The following is an 18791-nucleotide window of genomic DNA, read 5'->3' as shown; positions in this document are numbered from 1 at the left end:
GGACGAACGCCTCCGGAGCGGCGGAGACGCGCTGATCCTCAGGCGCGGGAGCGGATCCCTCCTGCATCCTGAGCGGCTCAGAACCTCCAGCCGCGGCCGAACAGCTCCTCGCCCGGCGTCCCGCCGCCTCCCGGACCCGCGCCGCGAGCGCCGAGGTAGGAGGAGACGACGGCCGCTCCCAGGTCCTCCGCCTCCGGGTTCACCACCGAGCCGCCGACCCGGCGGGCGAGCGAGTCGATGAAGCGCGCGAGGCCCGGGTCGTCGCCCAGGCGGAAGAACGTGGTGTGCGCGCCGAGGCGGAGCGACGCGTCGAGCTCGCGGACCGAGACGGCGACCGTCAGCGGGTCCGGCGGGTAGTCGAAGAAGACGCCGCCGTCGGGCTCGAGGTGCGCGGTCGGCTCGCCGTCGGTGACGATGAGCAGCACCGGCTGCGCGTTCGGGTGCTTGCGGAAGTGCCGGTTTGCCAGCAGCAGCGCGTGGTGCAGGTTCGTGCCCTTGTCCCACTCGGCGTCCAGGCCCACCAGCTGCTCGACGTCCATCACCTCGGCGCGTCGGCCGAAGGCGACGAGCTGCAGCGCGTCTCCGCGGAACCGGCTGCTGATCAGGGTGTGCAGGGCGAGCGCGGTGCGCTTCATCGGCACCCAGCGGCCGTCCATCGCCATCGAGAACGAGGTGTCGACGAGGAGCGCGACACAGGCCTGCGTGCGCGCCTCCGTCTCCTGCACCTCGACGTCGTCGATCAGGATGCGCACCCCCGAGCCGACCGGCCGGCCCTCGCCGGCGGTGCGGGTGAGGGCGTTGGTCACCGTGCGGGGGATGTCCCAGGCCTCGGTGTCGCCGAACTCCCACGAGCGCGTCGCTCCGGAGCGCTCGCCCGCCGCGCCCGCGCGCCGGACGTCGCGGGCGCCCTGACGGCCGGAGACGGTCTCGGCGATGTCGCGCAGGAGCGCCTTGCCGAGCTGGCGCATGGCCTTCGGGCTGAGGGCGAGGCGGCCGTCGGAGCCGCGGCGCAGGGTCCCGGAGTCGCGCAGGGCCCGCTCCAGGCGCTTCAGCGTCTGCGCGTCGACGGAGGCGTCCTCGCCGAGGCGCTTCGCCAGCAGGTCGAGGTCGAGGTCGTCGAGGGAGGAGCGGTCCGTCTGCGCGAGCTGGTCGGCGAGGGCGTCGAGGTCGGCCAGCTCCTGGAACACGCCCGTCCCGTCGCCGAGGCCGAGCCCCTGCTCGCCGTCCATCCGCTCGGAGCCGCCCCAGTCCTCGCCGGGACGGAGCCCCCGCAGGGTCTCGTCGAGGCGGCCGAGGGACTGCATGAGCTCCGGCGTGCCGAAGGCCTCCTGGGCGAGGGCGTCGAGCTCGGCGCGCTGCTCGGCGGTCATCGAGTTGCGCATCCGCTGAGCCGCGGCCGCGCGGGCGGCGAGCGCGTCGATCAGCTCGTCCACCGACTCCGGGCCCTCGGGGAAGTACTCGCCGTGCTGCTCCATGAAGGCGTCGAACTGCTCGGGGGTGTCCTCCCCGCGCGCGTGCGCCTCGAGCAGCTCGTTCAGGTCGCGGAGCATCGCGTCGATCGCGGCGCGGTCCTCGTCGCTCGCGTTCTCGAGGGCCTGCTTCATCCCCTCGAAGCGCTGATCGAGCATCTCGCGGCCCAGGAGCTCGCGGATCCGCTCGAAGTCGGCGCGCGCCTCGGGGCTCTGCCAGCGGTAGTCGCGGAGCTCCGAGACGGCCGCGGCCGGCGAGGGCGGGAGGCTGTCGAGCTGGATCTCTGCGAGCGCGCGGTCGCCGTCGTCCATCTGCGTGTCGCGGGCGAGCTGCTTGCGCTCGGCGAGGACGGCCTTGTCGAGGAGCTCGCGGATCTCGCGGAGCGTGCCGTCGAGGTTGTTCCTCTGCGTGAGCTCGCGACGCCGCTCGGCGACGCGGGCGGCCAGGTCGTCCAGGCCCTCGCGGTCGCGGGTGCCCCGGCGGAGGAACTCGCGCAGGGCGCGCTCGGGCGAGGTGCCGCCCATCACGTCCTCGCCGATCGCGTCGAGGGCCTCCTTCAGGTCGACCGGAGGAGCGAGCGGATCGGGTCCCCCGTCGTACTTCGCGTAGCGCGCGTCGCGCTTCAGCCGCCGGTTGCCGCGCGGAGCATCAGCCATAGACGGCCTCGCCCCCGCCCGTCTCCTTGCTCAGCTTGCGCGAGAGGTAGAGGCCCTCGAGGGCGAGCTCGACCGCTCCGGCGCGGCGCCCCTCCCCCACGGCGTCGAGGCGCTCGGCGACCTCGTCGTACACGCGGGCCTCGCCCAGCAGCGGCAGGCCGGCCAGGAACTCGCGGGCGGTCACCTGCTCGCCGGTCGTGATCATCGCGCCGTTCTCGACCGCCTCGACGAGCGGCCCGAGGTCGACGCCGCGCAGGTGGGCGCGGACGGTCTCGGCGGTGGCCTGGCGGAGCAGGTGGTCGAGGATCTCGTCCTCGCGGCCCTCCTCCCCCGACTCGAACTCGATCTTGCCGCCGAGCACGTCGACGGCGGTCTCGAGGTCGATGGGGCGGGCGACCGCCTCCTCCTCGCCGCGGCGGGTGGCGCGGTGCAGGGCGGCGGCGGCGATGGTCTCGGCGCCGGCGATGGCGAAGCGGGCACTGACACCGCTGCGCTGATCGACGGAGCTCGACTCGCGCAGGGCCCGCGTGAAGCGGGCGAGGATCTCGATGAGCGCGTCGGGCACGGTCGCGACGAGGTCCGCCTCCTGCCGGATGACGGCGACCTCGTCGACGAGAGCCGTCGGGTAGTGGGTGCGGATCTCGGCGCCGAAGCGGTCCTTCAGCGGCGTGATGATCCGGCCGCGGTTCGTGTAGTCCTCCGGGTTCGCGCTCGCGACGACGAGGACGTCGAGGGGGAGGCGGAGGACGTAGCCGCGGATCTGGATGTCGCGCTCCTCCATCACGTTGAGCATGGCGACCTGGATCCGCTCGGCCAGGTCCGGCAGCTCGTTGATCGCGACGATGCCGCGGTGGCTGCGCGGGATGAGGCCGAAGTGGATGGTCTCCGGGTCGCCCAGGCTGCGGCCCTCGGCCACCTTCATCGGGTCGACGTCGCCGATGAGGTCGGCGACGCTGGTGTCGGGGGTGGCCAGCTTCTCGACGTAGCGCTCCTCGCGGGGCTTCCACCCGACGGGCAGGTCCTCGCCCAGCTCCTCCGCGCGGCGGCGGCTCTCCGTGGTGATCGGCTCGTAGGGGTGCTCGCCGAGCTCGGACCCCTCGATGACGGGCGTCCACTCGTCGAGCAGGCCGACGAGGGTGCGCAGGAGGCGGGTCTTGCCCTGGCCGCGCTCGCCCAGCAGGACGATGTCGTGGCCGGCGATGACGGCGCGCTCGACCTGCGGGATGACCGTCTCGGCGAAGCCGTGCAGGCCCGGCCAGGGATCGCGGCCCTCGCGCAGGGCGTCGAGCAGGTTGTCGCGGATCTCGGTGCGGAGGCTCTTCTGCACGTGCCCGGAGGCACGGAGCTGGCCGAGGGTCTGGGTCGTCGGGCGCATCACCTCGGCAACGCTACGCCGCAGGTCCGACACGTGGTGGAGGTGCGGCGGATTCGCGGCGCGGGCTTGCGCGGGGGCGCTTCGAGACACCGCTGCGCTCGAGGGACACCGCTGCTGAGACGGTGTCCCGGCGGGCAGCGCGGCGCCTCGGTGGTGCGGGCGGGCGCCGCGCCACGGACGGCTCAGCGCTCGAGGCGAGGGGCGGCGGCGAGCAGGCGGCGCGTGTACTCCTCCTGCGGTGCGGCGAGGAGCGACGCGGCCGGCCCCGCCTCGACGATCCGGCCCTCGCGCATCACCGCGATGCGATCGCTCATGTGCGCGATCACGCCGAGGTCGTGCGAGATGAGGAGGAGGGCGAGGCCGTGACGTCGCTGCAGGTCGTCGAGCAGGTCGAGGATCTGCGCCTGCACCGACACGTCGAGGGCCGAGACGGGCTCGTCGCAGATCAGCACGTCGGGGCGCGTCGCCAGCGCCCGGGCGATCGAGACGCGCTGGCGCTGACCGCCGGAGAGGGTCCGCGGCGAGCGCCGCTCCAGCGCGGGGTCGAGCCCCACGCTCTCGAGCAGCGCGGGCACGGAGGCGGCGCCGGCGTCGCGGAGGAGGCGGCCGACGCTCCAGCGCGGGTCGAACGAGGAGAGGCTGTCCTGGTAGACGGCGCCGATCCGCGGGCGGCGGGGACGGCGGGAGCGCTCGGTCGCTGCCGACCACGGCTCGCCGAACAGCTCGACGGCGCCCGCGTCCGGACGCCGCAGCGCCAGCACGAGCCGGGCCACCGTGCTCTTGCCCGACCCGGACTCGCCGACGAGCCCCACGGTCTCGCCGCGCCGCAGCCGGAGGTCGACGTCGTCGACCGCGACCCGCACTCCTCCGCCGGGCAGCGGGAAGCGGGCGGCGAGTCCGCGGGCCGCGACCACGACCTCGCCGGCGGTCTCGGGCGGGGTCGCCGGTGCGGTCGGGTCGGTGAGCCGGGAGCCGCGCGGGCGCCCGGCGGGGACAGCGGCCACGAGCGCGCGGGCCTCGGGGCTGCGGGGCGCGCGCAGCACCTCGGCCGCGGTCCCCTCCTCCACCACGCGGCCGTCGGCGAGCACGAGGATGCGGTCCGCGAGGCCCGCCACCACCGCGAGGTCGTGCGAGACCAGGACGAGCGCCCGGCCGCGCGCCTTCTGCTCGGCGAAGAGCTCGAGCACGCGGGCCTGGACGGTGACGTCGAGCGCGGTGGTCGGCTCGTCGGCGACGAGCAGCGGCGGATCGAGTGCCACGGCCGCCGCGAGGAGGGCGCGCTGGCGGAGCCCGCCGGAGAGGTCGCCGGAGCGCTCCCGCATCCGCTCGGCCGGCTCCGGCATGCCGACGCTCGCCAGGGCCTCGACCGTCCGCTGCGCGCGCTCGGCCGCGGGGAGGCGGCCGTGGAGGCGGAGCACGTCGCCGATCTCGCGGCCGATCGGGCGCAGCGGGTCGAGCGAGAGCAGCGCGTCCTGCGGGACGAAGCCGACGGATCCGCCGCGCAGCCGCCGCAGCTCCCGCTCGCCCGCTCCGACCACCTCGGTCCCGCCGACGCGGACGCTCCCGGTCACGGCGCCTCCGCTCAGCCCCAGCAGCGCTCGCGCGGTGACGCTCTTGCCCGACCCGGACTCGCCGACGATCGCGACGCACTCCCCCGGCTCCACGCGGAACGAGACCCCGTGCACCACCTCGACTCCGTCGAAGGCGACCCGGAGCCCCTCGACGACGACCGCGCTCACCGCGCACCCCGCAGACGCCCGCCGAGGACCGTCGTCGCGATCGTGGTCAGCACGATCGCCAGCCCCGGGAACACGGTCAGCCACCACGCGCTCGCGAGGTAGGTGCGGCCCGCCGAGAGCATCGCGCCCCACTCCGGCGCGGGCGGCTCGGCGCCCAGGCCCAGGTAGCTGAGGGCCGAGGCCCAGACGATCGCCTGGCCGACGCCGAGGGTCGCCAGCACGGCGAGCGGCCCGAAGGTGTTGGGGAGGACGTGCCGGACGAGGATGCGGACGGGTCCGTGCCCCAGCACGCGCGCCGCCTCGACGTAGCCGGAGTCGCGGATGCCGAGCAGCTGCGTGCGCAGGATGCGGGCGTACCCCGGCGCGGTCGAGAGGCCGACCGCGATGGTGGCGGGGACGACTCCGGGACCCGTGACCACGATCACGAGCAGCGCGAGCAGGAGCGCGGGGAAGGCGAAGAGCACCTCGAGCACGCGGCCGATCACGCCGTCGACGACGCGGCCGCCGAACGCCGCGACCACCCCGAGCACCGCGCCGAGGACGAGGCCGATCGCGGTGGCGCTGGCGCCGATCAGGAGGGATGCGCCGGCCCCCGCGATGAGGCGGCTGAGGACGTCGCGACCGGACTCGTCGGTGCCGAGCAGGTGCGCGGCACCCGGTGGGGTGAAGGCGTCGCGCGGGGCGACGGCGAGCGGATCGGAGGGGGCGAGCAGGCCGGGCGCGACGGCGGCGAGCAGGAGCAGCACCACGAAGACCGCGGCCAGCACCTCGCCGGCGCGGAGGCGGGAGGGACCCCGGCGGAGCGGGCGGGCGGCGCGCAGCTCGAGCTCGCTCACGCGACCGCCTCCCGCCGGGCCAGCCGCGGGTCGATCACGCGGGTCAGCAGATCGGTGGCGAGCGTCACGACGATGTACGCCAGCGCCGTGACCAGCACGACACCCGTCACCACCGGCACGTCACGGACCGTCACCGCCGCGAGCAGAGTCCGGCCGAGCCCCGGCCTCGCGAAGATCGTCTCGACCACCACGGCCCCGCCGATCAGGTAGCCGAACGCCCAGCCCGAGAGCGAGACCCCTGGCAGCACCGCGTGGCGCAGGGCGTGGCGGGCGCGGACGCCGAGCTCGCCCTCGCCGCGCGCCCGAGCGGCGAGCACGAACGGCGACTCCAGCGCGTCGAGGAGGGAGCGGCGCATCACCTGGCCGAGGAAGCCCGCCAGCGGGATCGCGAGGGTGAGCGTCGGCAGCACCAGCCCGGCGGGCGACCCGGTGCTGACCGGGGGCAGCCAGCGCAGCGCGGTCGCGAAGACGGCGATCAGCACGGTCGCCAGCCAGAAGTGCGGGAGCGCGGCCGCCGTGAGCTCGAGGCCGGACCCGATCGCGGCGGCGAGCCGGCCGCCCCGGGTCGACCAGAGGGCGGTCGCCAACGCGAGGATCCATGCGGCGGTGAGCGCGAGCACGGCGAGCAGGAGGGTGCCGGGCAGCTGCTCGCCGAGGATCTGCGCGACCGGGGTGCGCAGAGAGTAGGAGGTGCCGAGGTCGCCGCGCGCGAGCCTGCCGAGCTGCACCAGGTACTGCACGAGGAGCGGCTGGTCGAGGCCGTACTGCTCCCGCACCGCGGCGAGCGCCTCCGGCGACGCCTGCGAGCCCGGACCGCCGAGGATCGCCTGCGCCGGATCGCCGGGGACGAGGCGGATGAGGACGAAGACGGCGGTCGCGACGGCCCACAGCACCACGAGGGCGCCACCGAGGCGGAGGAGCACGCGACGGATCATGCGGGCGGGCGTCCTCTCTGGTCGGGGCGGTGGAGGGGGGCGTCGTCGAGGTCCGTTCCCTCCGGAGCACGCGATGCGCGACCGACGGCGGCTACCCGACCAGCATGGAGGACGGACCCCTGCTGATCGAGCAGCCCGCGGAGCGGACCTATCGAGATCCGCCCGTCCCGATCGCAGGGTCTCGATGCGCCGCAGCGGCGGCTACGCGACCGGCGTGCGTCCGCTCTTCGATCGGTGCAGGCGGCTCTCCGGAGCCGGGTCAGACCCAGGCGTCGGCGAACCAGGGGGTCGACACGGTGTCGAGGGCGACGAGGCCCTGGACGGCCGACCGGTGCAGGTAGTGGTTCTGCTGGTCGTAGAGCGGCAGGATCCAGTAGCCCTCGAGGACGATCCGCTGCGCCTGCTCGTACAGGTCGGCGCGGGCGTCCTCGTCGGTCGTGGCGCTCGCCTGCTCGAGCAGCGAGTCGAGCGCGGGGTCGGCGATCTGCGCGTGGTTGGCGAAGTAGCCGCTCGGCGCGGGGGTGATGCCCGAGGAGGAGTAGAGGATCCGCAGCACGTCGGGTCCGACCTTCGTGTACGGGGCGCTCACCAGCTCGTACTCGTTCGACGCGAGCGCGGTGTACCAGCTCGACAGGTCGAGCAGGCTGATCCGCACGTCGAAGCCGAGGGTCTTCGCCGAGGCCTGGATCTGCTCGAACAGCGACTGCTCGGCCGGGATCGACTGGTTGGTGCTGACGGGGAAGCGCAGCGTCAGCGGCGTGCCGTCCTTCTCGCGGATGCCGTCGCCGTCCGAGTCCACCCAGCCGGCCTTCTCGAGCAGATCCTCGGCGGCGGCCGTCTCGGAGTCGGACCCGGCGTCCTCGAAGAGCGACGGGTCGGAGTACGCGGTCGCCTCGCGGCTGGACAGCGGGGAGTAGGAGCGCTCGGCGGTGCCGAAGAAGAGGGAGTCGATCGCGTCGTTCACGCCGACGCCGCGGACGAACGCCTCGCGGACGGACTCGTCGTCGAACGGCGCCTGGCCGGAGTTGAGCTCGAGGCGGTTGACCGAGCCGGGCCGGGGCGCGTCGAGCTCGACGAGGTCGGAGGCTCCGGTCGCGGCCTTCAGAGTGTCGGGCTGGGCGTTGTCGAGCACGTCGACCTCGCCCGACTGCAGCGCCGCGTAGCGGGTGGCGGAGTCGGGGATGAAGCGCCAGGTGATGCTCGCCAGGTGCGCGGGGCCCTCATGGCCGTCCCCGGTCGGGCCGGTCGACGCGTCGTAGGCCTCGTTGCGGGTGAGGGTCACGTGGTCCTGCTTGATCCACTCCGAGACGGTGAAGGGGCCGGTGCCGACGGGCGCCTCGCAGTTGGCCTCCTCGCCGCGAGCGATGCCGGCGGGCGACTCGATCGCGGTCCACGGCTGCGCGAGCGACTCGAGCAGCGCGCTGTCCGGCGCGGTCAGGGTGAAGCGGGCCACGGTCGGCGAGACCGCGGTGACGGAGGCGACCTTCGCCACGGCGAGGTAGCCGGTGGAGGACTTGGTCGCCGGGTCCTGCAGGTGCGCGATGTTCGCGGCGACCGCCTCCGCGTCGAGGGCGGTGCCGTCGGTGAAGGTCGCGCCCTCGCGCAGGGTGAAGTCGTAGCTGAGCGCGTCGTCCGAGACGGTCCACGACTCGGCCAGCCAGGGCGTGATGGTGCCGTCGGCGTCGCGCGAGACGAGCGACTCGAGCACCTGCGTCGCGAGGAGCGCCTGCGGGTAGTTGCCGCCGACGTGCGGGTCGAGGCAGGTGGGCTCGGCGTCGCCGGACGCGTAGGTCAGCGTCCCGCCGTCGACGGGGGTGCTGGAGGCGTCCGGCGTCTCGGCGGTGCAGCCGCTGAGCAGGAGCGCGGCGGCCGCGACGGCGGCGGGGAGGGCGAGGAGGCGGGAGCGCAGCGGCATGACGTCTTTCGTGGAGGGGTCGGGGGTGCACGCGTTTCTTGGACGCGACCCAGGAAACGCTAGCAGGGCGTGGAGGCGGCGGACGGGGATCGCTCGGATCCGTGGAGGAGCGCCCGGATCCCGCGCTGGGGAGGGACGAATCGCGCTGGCGGAGATCCCCGACGCGCCTGTCGGTGGGGATCGGCCTCCGCTCTCCTACTGTCGACGCATGACCTCCGCCGTGCTCGCCCTCCTGTTCGGCTCCGCCGTCGCCCTCGTGGGCCTCGTGCCCTGGGCCGCCCTGCAGTACCGGCGCCGCGGTGTCCTCGGGATCGGCAACGCGGTGCTGGCCTTCGCCGCCGTGGTCTACGCGCTCGCCCTCGTCACCTACACGCTCCTCCCCCTGCCCGACGAGGCGACGGTCGCCGCCGCCTGCCGCACCGGATCGGGTCCGCAGCTGCGCCTGTTCGCCTTCGTCGGCGACATCGCGAAGGAGGGCGGGATCGACGGGCCCCGCGCGCTGCTGACGAACCCCGCGTCCGCGCAGGTGCTCCTGAACGTGGTCTTCTTCGTCCCCCTCGGGATGCTCGTCCGCCACCTCGCTCTGCGCGGGCGCCTCGTCGCCGGGCTGATCGGCGGCACCGTCGTCGGCTTCGCCGTCTCGCTCCTCATCGAGGTCACGCAGCTCACCGGCGACTGGTTCCTCTACCCGTGCGCCTACCGGCTCTTCGACGTCGACGACCTGCTGGCCAACACGGCCGGCGCCCTGCTCGGCACCCTCCTCTCCCCCGTCCTCCTCCTCTTCACCCGCCGGACCGAGGGCGCGGTGCCGGAGCTGGCGCGCCCGGTCACGATCCGCCGCCGCGCGTTCGGCATGTTCTGCGACGTTCTCGCGCTGAGCCTCATCACGGGCGCGCTCGTCTCGATCACCGGGGTCGGCCTCGTGCTCGCGGGGGTGGACACGCGCTCGAGCCCCGGGGACGTGGTTCTCGGAGCCCTGCCGTTCGTCGCTCCGCTGCTCCAGCTCGTGATCGTGCTGCGGTCCGGACGGACCCTCGGCGAGACGGTGGTGCGCCTGCGTCCCGAGCCGCGACCGCTCCTCTGGCAGCGGCTCGTGCGCTGGGCGGCGGGATCGGGCGGCTGGTCGACCCTGCTCGCCGTCGAGGGCGGCTTCTGGTCGCTGCTCGCCTTCGTCCTCGCGGCGGCCGCGATGATCGGCCTGGTCGCGACACGGGGCCGCCGGGGGACGGCGAACGCGCTGGCTCGCCTCGACGTCGTGGACGAGCGGGCGGAGGCGCCGTCCGCCATACGGAAGACGGACTGAGAGGAGCCTGCCGGACGCCTGGGCCGGCCGGTGGTCAGACCGCCGCGCGGAGCCCCTCGACCAGGTCGTGCTGCGCCTCGCGGCCGGCCCGCGTGGGCACGAGCGGGTACACGTGGACCTGCCCGACGGCCTCGTGGAGCTCGAACGGGACCCCGGCGGCCGCCGCCCGCTCGGCCAGCACGTGGGCGTCCGGATTGAGGACGTCACGCGTGCCGCTGAAGACGGTGAGGGGGCCGAGGCCCGCCAGGTCGCCGAACAGCGGGCTGACCGCGGGATCGAGCAGGTCGAGGGCGCCGCGCCAGCTCTCGGCGAGGACGCGACCGCCCGGGGTGCCGAGCCAGGGATCGGTCGGCTGCACCTCGGGGATCCGCGGGTTGCTCCAGGAGAGGTCGAGCGCGGGCGAGACGAGGGTCGTGCGCGGCAGGACCACCCCCTCGTCGCGCAGGGCGAGGGCCGTCGAGAGGGCGATCTGGCCGCCCGCAGAGTCGCCGGCGAGGCAGGTCGCCCCGTGCCGCTCAAGACTCCGCAGCACCAGGGCGCGGACACCGTCGCGCGCCTCGAGCGCCGTGCCGAAGGGCACGAGCGGGTAGATCGGGAGGGTCACCGCGACGGAGGCCTCGTCGGCGATGCGGGCGGCGAGCCACCAGTGCTGGGGCGCGATCTCGTTCACCCAGCCGCCGCCGTGGACGTAGACGACGCCGCCGCGGATCACCCGCGGGCGGATCGTGTAGACCGGCCAGGAGCCGACCTGCTCCACGTCGACGCGCACGCCGGGCCGGAGGCGGGGCGGCGGGCCGTAGGAGGCGGGACGGAGCGCGCGCTCCCGGATGCGGCGACGGGCTCCCTCCGCGCTGACGAAGGTGCGGTTCGCACGGGCGAGCCGGAGCGCGAGCGGGACGAGGGTATCGGGGACGACGAGCGGCATCGCCCGAGCATCGCGCACCCCGGTGCGCGGCGGCTGGGCGGCGACGGGCTGCGCGGCTGCCGACTCTGAGGCGACGGACTCGGCCGCCACCGACGCGGCGTCGACGGACTCGGCCGCCGATCCACGGAGGTCGGAGGACGCGGCGCGGGCTCCGCGGACGGAGCGTCGGAACCCGCGGACGCAGCGTCGGAGACCGCGGTCGACGCCCGGGCACCCCGCGGACAGCACGACGGCCCGGCCCGTGGAGGGAGCCGGGCCGGGGCCGCCGGTCAGCGTGGTGCCTGCACGCCCGCGGAGGGCGGGTCGGCAGCGACCTCGCTGTCGCCGTGCGCTGCGGGTCAGCGTCGCGCGGCGGAGCGGCCGGCGAAGCGGGTGTAGACGAGCAGGACGATGATCGCTCCGATGATCGAGCCGATGATGCCGGCGGGCTGGAAGAAGCCGTCCATCGGGTCGTGCTGGAAGATCAGGAAGCCGAGGAAGCCGCCGACGAACGAGCCGACGATGCCGAGCACGATGGTCATGCCGATGCTGATGCTCTGCTTCCCGGGGACGATGAGCCGGGCCAGCGCTCCTGCGATGAGTCCGACGACGATGAGGCTGATGATGAGACCGAGCATGGCGGTCGTCCTTCCGTTGTGCGGGCGGGGGCCCGCTGGTCGGTTCCGCGGTTGCGGGACCGGTGGCTACGCAACCACCCCGGAGGAGGCGGCGGTACACCCCTGGGGGTGTGCTCGCCCCGACGAGCCGTGCGGTAGCGTCCGACCATGACCCGCCGTGCGCCCCTCACCGTCGCGCTCGTCGACGACTACGACGTCGTCCTCACGGGCCTCGCGCACATGTTCGACCACTACCGCGATCGGGTGGTCGTCGCCGAGATCGACGCGAACGCCTCCCTCTCCGACCGGATCGACGTCGTCCTCTACGACTCGTTCGCCCAGCCGGAGTCGGACCACCACGAGATCGCGGAGCTGGTGCGCAACGAGCGGGCCGAGCACGTGGTCGTCTACACCTGGAACGTCGCGCCGACGCTCATCGCGGACGCCCTCGAGCAGGGCGTCCACGGCTACCTCTCCAAGACCCTGCCGGCGCGGGAGCTGGTGGCCGCGCTCGAGCGGGTGGCCGCGGGCGAGGTCGTCGTCAGCGATCCTCCGCGGCGGGCGGGCAGCGCACCGGGCCTCGACTGGCCGGGCCGCCACGAGGGCATCACCGACCGGGAGTCGGAGATCCTCGCGCTCATCACGCAGGGCAAGAGCAACGCCGACGTCGCCGCGCTCACCTACCTCAGCCCCAACACGGTGAAGTCCTACATCCGCAGCGTCTACGGCAAGATCGGCGCGACCAGCCGCACGCAGGCCGTCCTCTGGGGCGTCGACCACGGCTTCACCCCCGACCACCACCGCATCGACCACTGGCTCGGCGGCCCCTGACCCGCGCCCGCGGCACGCCGCTCCGGTACGCGACCCGCCGACGAACACGGACCGGAGCGGCATCTCGTGGGAGGGGACGGGGGCGCACGCACCGCTACGGTGTGGCCATGCCCCTCGACCGCGCGCCGACCATCCGCGACGTCGCGGTGCGGGCCGGAGTGTCGTACCAGACGGTCTCGCGGGTGCTCAACGACAGCCCCCAGCTGCGGCCGCGCACCCGGGAGCGCGTGCTCGCCGCGATCGAGGACCTCGGCTTCCGCCCCAGCGCCGCCGCCCGCGCCCTGGCGACGAGCCGCTCCGGCCTGATCGGGATCCTCGCCGCCGAGAGCCACAGCTTCTACGGCACCGCCACCGCGATGGCCGCGATCGAGCAGGCGGCGCGCGACGCGGGCTACCGGGTCCCGGTCGTGAACGCGGCGCCGGACGCGGAGTCGCTGGCCGACGGTCTCGCCCACCTGCAGCGGGAGTCGGTGGAGGCGATCGTGGTCCTCGCCCCGCAGGAGCGCGCGCTGGAGGCGATCAAGAGCCTCGCGATCGGCGTCCCCTCGGTGACGCTCGGCGCGACGGACCGCGGCGCCGACTCCCTGCTCCTCGTCGACCAGGCGGCCGGAGCACGACTGGCCACCGAGCACCTCGTCGGCCTCGGCCACACCCGCATCGCGCACCTCGCCGGTCCGCAGCACTGGGTGGAGGCGCAGGCGCGGCTCGAGGGCTTCGGCGCCGGGATGAGCGCGGCCGGCCTCGACCCCGTCGCCGTCGTGGAGGGCGACTGGAGCGCCGAGTCCGGCTACCGCGCCGGCCTCCGCCTCCTCGACTCCTCGCCCCGGCCGACCGCGGTGTTCGCCGGCAACGACCAGATGGCCCTCGGACTCCTGCACGCCTGCACCGAGCGGGGACTGCGCGTGCCCGAGGACCTCAGCGTCGTCGGCTTCGACGACGTCCCCGAGGCGGCGCACTACCAGCCGCCGCTGACCACCATCCGCCAGGACTTCGCGGAAGTCGGCCGCCGCACGATCGGCGTCGTGCTCGCGGAGCTGCGCGGCGAGGAGCCCGCCGTCGACCGCCCGGTGCCGCCGGTGCTGGTGGAGCGGGCGTCGACGGCTCAGGCCTGAGCAGCACCGGCCCCCGCCTCACCCCGCGTGCGGCAGCAGCACCTCCACGCGCCCCTCGCGCACCCGCGTCTCGAACCGCGGCTGCGGCGAGGTGGCCGGCCCCCGCAGCACCTCGCCGGTCTCGAGCGAGAAGGCGCTGCCGTGCCACGGGCAGGCGACGCACGCCTCCCCCGAGCCGTCCGCCGAGACCTCGCCCTCGTCGAGCGGGCCGGAGAGGTGGCTGCAGACGTTCGAGAGCACGTCGATCCGCTCGCCCCGCCGGAAGGCGAGCAGGGGGAGGCCCGCGACCTCCCTCCTCACCGGCGTGCGCTCGGGCAGGTCCGCCAGGGCGCCGAGCTCCTGCCAGCCCGAGGGGAAGCGGTGCGGCACGTCCTCCGCGTGGTTCGCCCCCGCCGCCTGCCGGTAGCTGAGGTGGCCGCCCAGGTAGCCGCCTCCCGAGACGACGGCGAGCCCGAGCATCCCGAGCACCTTCCCGCTCGTGGTGCGCCCGCGGCGGCGCTGCACCCACGACGCGGCGTAGAGGCCCGTCGCGACCACGTTGGCCGCCGAGTGCACCAGCCCGACGCGGGTCTGCTGCTCGTGCAGCTCCGACCAGTCGGTGAAGCCGGAAGCGGCGGTCGGCAGGACGCTGATCACGCCGACGCCGACGAGGGTCCTCGCCGCGCGCTGGTTCCCCGGCAGCAGGTCGAGCACCGCCGCCGACACCCAGGCGCCGGTGGGCACGAGGACGAGCAGCGGATGGACGGGGTGGCCGACCGGGACGCCGTGCAGCACGTCCCGCACCGGCTGCGGCCGGACCACCGCGTTCACGGCCCGCTTCACCCGGCCGACGAGCGGATCGAGGGCGGCGGCGTTCTCGAGGCGGGTGACGAGTCTGACGAGTCTGATCTCACGCATGCCTCATGCGACCAAGCGGGCGGCCCCGGCGGAAGGGGCTTGCGGCGGAGGAGGAGCAGTCGGACCCCGTCGGGCGGCCCCTCGCTTGCCGACCCCGAGCCGTTTCGCCTACGCTGACCCGGGGCTTTGTGAACGGTCACATCGCCCGAGCGAGGAGCATGATGGACCAGCGCAGGCCCACCCCCGCCGACGTGATCACGAGCGGCGCCACCGCCCTCGGCATCGAGCTCGGCTCCACCCGGATCAAGGCGTGCCTGGTCGACGCGGCCGACCCGTCCGTGGTCCTCGCCGTCGGCAGCCACGAGTGGGAGAACCAGTTCGTCGACCGCCGCTGGACCTACTCCCTCGACGCCGTCCACGCGGGCCTCCAGGCCGCCTACGCGGACCTCGTCGCCGACGCCTCGTCGCGACACGGCGTGCAGCTCTCCTCCGTCGGGGCGCTCGGCGTCTCGGCGATGATGCACGGCTACCTCCCCTTCGATGCGGACGGCGGGCTGCTCGTCCCCTTCCGCACCTGGCGCAACACCAGCACCGGGCCCGCGTCGGCCGAGCTCACCGAGCTGTTCGGCGCCAACATCCCCCTGCGCTGGTCGCTCGCGCACCTGCACCAGGCGGTCCTCGACTCCGAGCCGCACGTCGAGCGGATCGACTTCCTCACCACCCTCGCCGGATACGTGCACTGGCGCCTCACCGGCGAGAAGGTCCTCGGAGTCGGCGACGCCTCCGGCATGGTCCCGACCGACCCGGCGACCCGCGACTACGACCAGCGCGTCGTCGACCTCTACGACGAGCGCGCGGCCGGCGCCGTGAAGCCGCTGCGCGAGCTGCTGCCCGCCGTGCTCCCCGCGGGCGCCGACGCCGGCTCGCTCACCGCCGAGGGCGCGCTCCTGCTCGACCCCACCGGCTCCCTCCGACCCGGCGCCCCCGCCTGCCCGCCCGAGGGCGACGCCGGCACCGGCATGGTGGCGACCAACTCCGTCGCCCCGCGCACCGGCAACGTCAGCGCCGGCACCAGCATCTTCGCCATGGTCGTCCTCGAGGGCCCGCTGGAGAGCGTGCACCACGAGCTCGACCTCGTCGCGACCCCCGCCGGCGACCTCGTCGCGATGGTCCACTGCAACAACGGAGCCAGCGAGCTCGCCGGCTGGGTCGGCCTGTTCTCGCGGTTCGCCGCCGCGTCCGGCGGACCCTCCGACAGCGACGCCGTCTACGGCACCCTCTTCGCCGAGGCGCTCGAGGGCGAGGCGGACGCGGGCGGACTGCTCGCCTACAACCACCTCGCGGGCGAGCCGATCGCCGGGCTCGTCGAGGGCCGCCCGCTCGTCGTGCGCACCCCCGACTCGCGCCTCACGCTCGCCAACTTCATGCGCGCGCAGCTCTACGGCGTGTTCGGCACCCTGGCGCTGGGCATGCGCGTCCTCGCGGGCGAGGGCGTCCGGATCGACGAGATGTTCGCGCACGGAGGCATGTTCCGCACCGCAGGGGTCGCCCAGCGCTTCCTCGCCGGCGCGCTCGACGCCCCCGTCTCGGTCGCCGCGACCGCCTCCGAGGGCGGCCCGTGGGGCATGGCGGTGCTCGCCGCCTACCGCCTGCAGAGCGGCGTCGCGCTCGACGCGTACCTCACCGATCAGGTCTTCGGCGACTCCGGCTTCGAGACCGTCGCCCCCGACGCGGACGACGTCGCCGGCTTCTCCGCCTACCTCGAGCGCTACCGCGCCGGCCTCGCCGTCGAGCAGACCGCCGTCGAGACCCTCACCGACCCGCAGAACCAGGGAGCCACCGCATGACCACCCAGACCCCCGCCGTCGAGGAGGCGATCGCCCGCGTCCGCGAGGACGTCGCGCGGCTGCACTCCGAGCTCGTCCGCTACGGCCTCGTCATCTGGACCGGCGGCAACATCTCGGGCCGCGTGCCCGGCGCCGACCTCTTCGTGATCAAGCCCAGCGGCGTCTCCTACGACGACCTCGCGCCCGAGAACATGATCCTCTGCGACCTCGACGGGAACGTCGTCCCCGGCACCCCCGGCAGCGACCGCAGCCCCTCCAGCGACACCGCGGCGCACGCCTACGTGTACCGCGAGATGCCCGAGGTCGGCGGAGTCGTGCACACGCACTCCACCTACGCGACCGCGTGGGCGGCCCGCGCCGAGTCGATCCCCTGCGTCATCACCGCGATGGCCGACGAGTTCGGCGGGGAGATCCCCATCGGCCCGTTCGCGATCATCGGCGACGACTCCATCGGCCGCGGCATCGTCGCGACCCTCAGCGGGCACCGCTCGCGGGCGGTCCTGATGCAGAACCACGGCGTCTTCACCATCGGCAAGGACGCGAAGGACGCCGTCAAGGCGGCCGTCATGGCCGAGGACGTCGCCCGCACCGTGCACCTCGCGCGCCAGGGCGGCGAGCTCGTCCCCATCCCGCAGGAGTCGATCGACGCCCTGTTCGACCGCTACCAGAACGTCTACGGACAGAACCCCACCGGAGCCATCGCATGAGCGTGTACCAGAGCATCATCCCCGACCTCGCCACCCGCACCGTCTGGTTCCTGACCGGCAGCCAGGACCTCTACGGCGAGGACACCCTCCGCCAGGTCGCCGAGCAGTCGCAGGCCGTCGTCGCGCAGCTGAACGAGGCGGGCGCGATCCCCGTGACCGTCGAGTGGAAGCCGGTGCTGAAGAGCTCCGACGCCATCCGCCGCACCATGATCGAGGCGAACTCCGACGACTCCGTGGTGGGCGTCATCACCTGGATGCACACCTTCAGCCCCTCGAAGATGTGGATCCACGGCTTCGACGCGCTCGCCAAGCCGCTGCTGCACTTCCACACCCAGGCGAACGTCGCCCTGCCGTGGCAGGACATCGACTTCGACTTCATGAACCTCAACCAGGCCGCGCACGGCGACCGCGAGCACGGCTACATCCTCAGCCGGATGAGCGTGCCCCGGAAGACGGTCGTCGGCCACGCGAGCGACGCCCGCGTCACCGAGGCCATCGGCACCTGGTCGCGCGCGGCCGCCGGCTGGTCCGCCTCGCAGAGCATGAAGGTCGCCCGCTTCGGCGACAACATGCGCAACGTCGCCGTCACCGAGGGCGACAAGACCGAGGCCGAGATCCGCCTCGGCGTCAGCGTCAACACCTGGGGCGTGAACGAGCTCGTCGAGCGCGTCGACGCCGCCACCTCCGAGCAGATCGACGCCCTCGTCGCGGAGTACCTCGAGAGCTACGACGTGGTCCCCGAGCTGCTCCCCGGCGGCGAGCGCCACGAGTCGCTCCGCTACGGCGCCGCGGTCGAGATCGGCCTGCGCTCGTTCCTGGAGGAGGGCGGCTTCGAGGCGTTCACCGACAGCTTCGAGGACCTCGGCGGGCTCCGCCAGCTCCCCGGACTCGCCGTGCAGCGCCTCATGGCGGACGGCTACGGCTTCGGCGGCGAGGGCGACTGGAAGACGGCCGTCCTCATCCGCATCGCCGCCGTCATGGGCGCCGGCCTCCCCGGCGGCACCAGCCTGATGGAGGACTACACCTACGACATGACGCCCGGCGAGGAGCTCATCCTCGGCGCGCACATGCTCGAGGTGTCGCCGTCCCTGTCGTCGAAGCGCGCCTCGCTCGAGATCCACCCGCTGGGCATCGGCGGCCGCGAGGACCCGGTGCGCCTGGTCTTCACCGCCGACGCCGGCCCCGCCGTGGTGGTCGCCCTGAGCGACGTCCGCGAGCGCTTCCGCCTGGTCGCGAACAAGGTCCAGAACGTCGAGCCGCCCCAGACGCTGCCGCACCTGCCCGTCGGCCGCGCCGTCTGGCAGCCCGCTCCGGACTTCGGCACCAGCGCCGCCGCCTGGATCACCGCCGGTGCCGCGCACCACACGGTGATGACGACGCAGATCGGCCTGGAGGCGTGGGAGGACTTCGCCCGCATCGCCGGCGTCGAGCTCCTCGTGATCGACGAGTCGACCACCCTCCGCGGCTTCGAGTCCGACATCCGCTCGAACGCGGCGTACTACCGCCTCTCCCAGGGCCTGTAGATCCTGCGAGGCCGGACGGCCGGCTCCCTGCGGGGGGCCGGCCGTCCGTCGTTCCCGGCGAGCCGCCGGGTCGGGGCGGGGCCCGCCGCCGTGACCGGCCTGAATCGGGTCAGCGATCGAGGGCGGATCGCCCTCTGCGGCCCGTTCGGCGCCCGCTGCAGCGTCCCGGCCCCGGTTGCGGACG

15 protein-coding genes are annotated in these 18791 nt (G+C 74.3%); 6 read left to right on the top strand and 9 right to left on the bottom strand.

The window, feature by feature from the left end; translation table 11 throughout:
- Positions 1–77: 77 nt before the first annotated feature.
- The 6 genes from C5C25_RS02845 to C5C25_RS02820 form a co-directional block, all read right to left on the bottom strand.
- On the bottom strand, positions 78–2126 hold the full coding sequence (locus C5C25_RS02845; RefSeq protein ID WP_104249673.1) for a VWA domain-containing protein: 2049 nt from the start codon (positions 2124–2126) through the stop codon (positions 78–80).
- Entirely contained in the window at positions 2119–3501 is a 1383-nt protein-coding gene (locus C5C25_RS02840) for a magnesium chelatase (protein ID WP_104249672.1), read from the bottom strand. The genes C5C25_RS02845 and C5C25_RS02840 overlap by 8 nt, the downstream gene beginning before the upstream one ends.
- Positions 3502–3683: 182 nt before the next feature.
- Positions 3684–5240 (bottom strand): ABC transporter ATP-binding protein, encoded by a 1557-nt coding sequence (locus C5C25_RS02835; protein WP_104249671.1) that lies wholly within the window; start codon positions 5238–5240, stop codon positions 3684–3686.
- Positions 5237–6076: an ABC transporter permease gene (locus C5C25_RS02830; protein WP_104225046.1), complete on the bottom strand. Its 840-nt coding sequence runs from the start codon at positions 6074–6076 to the stop codon at positions 5237–5239. Before C5C25_RS02830 ends, C5C25_RS02835 begins: the two co-directional genes overlap by 4 nt.
- The gene (locus C5C25_RS02825; protein ID WP_104249670.1) at positions 6073–7011 is read right to left on the bottom strand and encodes an ABC transporter permease; all 939 of its coding nucleotides are present in this window, start codon (positions 7009–7011) and stop codon (positions 6073–6075) included. The genes C5C25_RS02830 and C5C25_RS02825 overlap by 4 nt, the downstream gene beginning before the upstream one ends.
- Positions 7012–7270: 259 nt before the next feature.
- Complete coding sequence (locus C5C25_RS02820; RefSeq protein WP_104249669.1) at positions 7271–8926, bottom strand: ABC transporter substrate-binding protein; 1656 nt, start codon at positions 8924–8926, stop codon at positions 7271–7273.
- Positions 8927–9134: 208 nt separating this feature from the next.
- On the opposite strand from C5C25_RS02820, the gene C5C25_RS02815 reads away from it, so the two are divergent.
- Positions 9135–10229: a VanZ family protein gene (locus tag C5C25_RS02815; protein WP_181027251.1), complete on the top strand. Its 1095-nt coding sequence runs from the start codon at positions 9135–9137 to the stop codon at positions 10227–10229.
- A 34-nt stretch (positions 10230–10263) separates the two neighbouring features.
- Here the strand turns inward: C5C25_RS02815 and C5C25_RS02810 are convergent, their stop codons facing one another.
- The gene (locus C5C25_RS02810; protein ID WP_104249821.1) at positions 10264–11154 is read right to left on the bottom strand and encodes an alpha/beta hydrolase fold domain-containing protein; all 891 of its coding nucleotides are present in this window, start codon (positions 11152–11154) and stop codon (positions 10264–10266) included.
- Positions 11155–11492: 338 nt separating this feature from the next.
- Positions 11493–11771 carry a GlsB/YeaQ/YmgE family stress response membrane protein gene (locus tag C5C25_RS02805; RefSeq protein WP_104225042.1) on the bottom strand — a complete coding sequence of 93 codons (279 nt, stop codon included), beginning with the start codon at positions 11769–11771 and terminating at the stop codon, positions 11493–11495.
- A 147-nt stretch (positions 11772–11918) separates the two neighbouring features.
- On the opposite strand from C5C25_RS02805, the gene C5C25_RS02800 reads away from it, so the two are divergent.
- Positions 11919–12581 carry a response regulator transcription factor gene (locus C5C25_RS02800; RefSeq protein WP_104249668.1) on the top strand — a complete coding sequence of 221 codons (663 nt, stop codon included), beginning with the start codon at positions 11919–11921 and terminating at the stop codon, positions 12579–12581.
- Positions 12582–12688: 107 nt separating this feature from the next.
- On the top strand, positions 12689–13693 hold the full coding sequence (locus tag C5C25_RS02795; protein WP_104249667.1) for a LacI family DNA-binding transcriptional regulator: 1005 nt from the start codon (positions 12689–12691) through the stop codon (positions 13691–13693).
- Positions 13694–13711: 18 nt separating this feature from the next.
- Here the strand turns inward: C5C25_RS02795 and C5C25_RS02790 are convergent, their stop codons facing one another.
- On the bottom strand, positions 13712–14590 hold the full coding sequence (locus C5C25_RS02790) for a Rieske 2Fe-2S domain-containing protein (RefSeq protein ID WP_104226053.1): 879 nt from the start codon (positions 14588–14590) through the stop codon (positions 13712–13714).
- Between the two features lie 161 nt (positions 14591–14751).
- On the opposite strand from C5C25_RS02790, the gene C5C25_RS02785 reads away from it, so the two are divergent.
- The 3 genes from C5C25_RS02785 to araA are packed head-to-tail and all read left to right on the top strand — an operon-like array spanning position 14752 to position 18607.
- The gene (locus C5C25_RS02785; RefSeq protein ID WP_104248018.1) at positions 14752–16377 is read left to right on the top strand and encodes a xylulokinase; all 1626 of its coding nucleotides are present in this window, start codon (positions 14752–14754) and stop codon (positions 16375–16377) included.
- Positions 16374–17084, top strand: coding sequence for an L-ribulose-5-phosphate 4-epimerase (locus C5C25_RS02780; protein ID WP_104224687.1), 711 nt, complete (start codon positions 16374–16376; stop codon positions 17082–17084). The genes C5C25_RS02785 and C5C25_RS02780 overlap by 4 nt, the downstream gene beginning before the upstream one ends.
- Positions 17081–18607 carry an L-arabinose isomerase gene (gene araA / locus C5C25_RS02775; protein WP_104249666.1) on the top strand — a complete coding sequence of 509 codons (1527 nt, stop codon included), beginning with the start codon at positions 17081–17083 and terminating at the stop codon, positions 18605–18607. The genes C5C25_RS02780 and araA overlap by 4 nt, the downstream gene beginning before the upstream one ends.
- The last annotated feature ends 184 nt before the right edge of the window (positions 18608–18791 follow it).

This window comes from Rathayibacter sp. AY2B9 (assembly GCF_002931595.1).
GTDB lineage: Bacteria > Actinomycetota > Actinomycetes > Actinomycetales > Microbacteriaceae > Rathayibacter.
The sequence above is the reverse complement of the archived record's forward strand: the minus strand, read 5'-3'. Positions and strand labels throughout refer to the sequence as shown.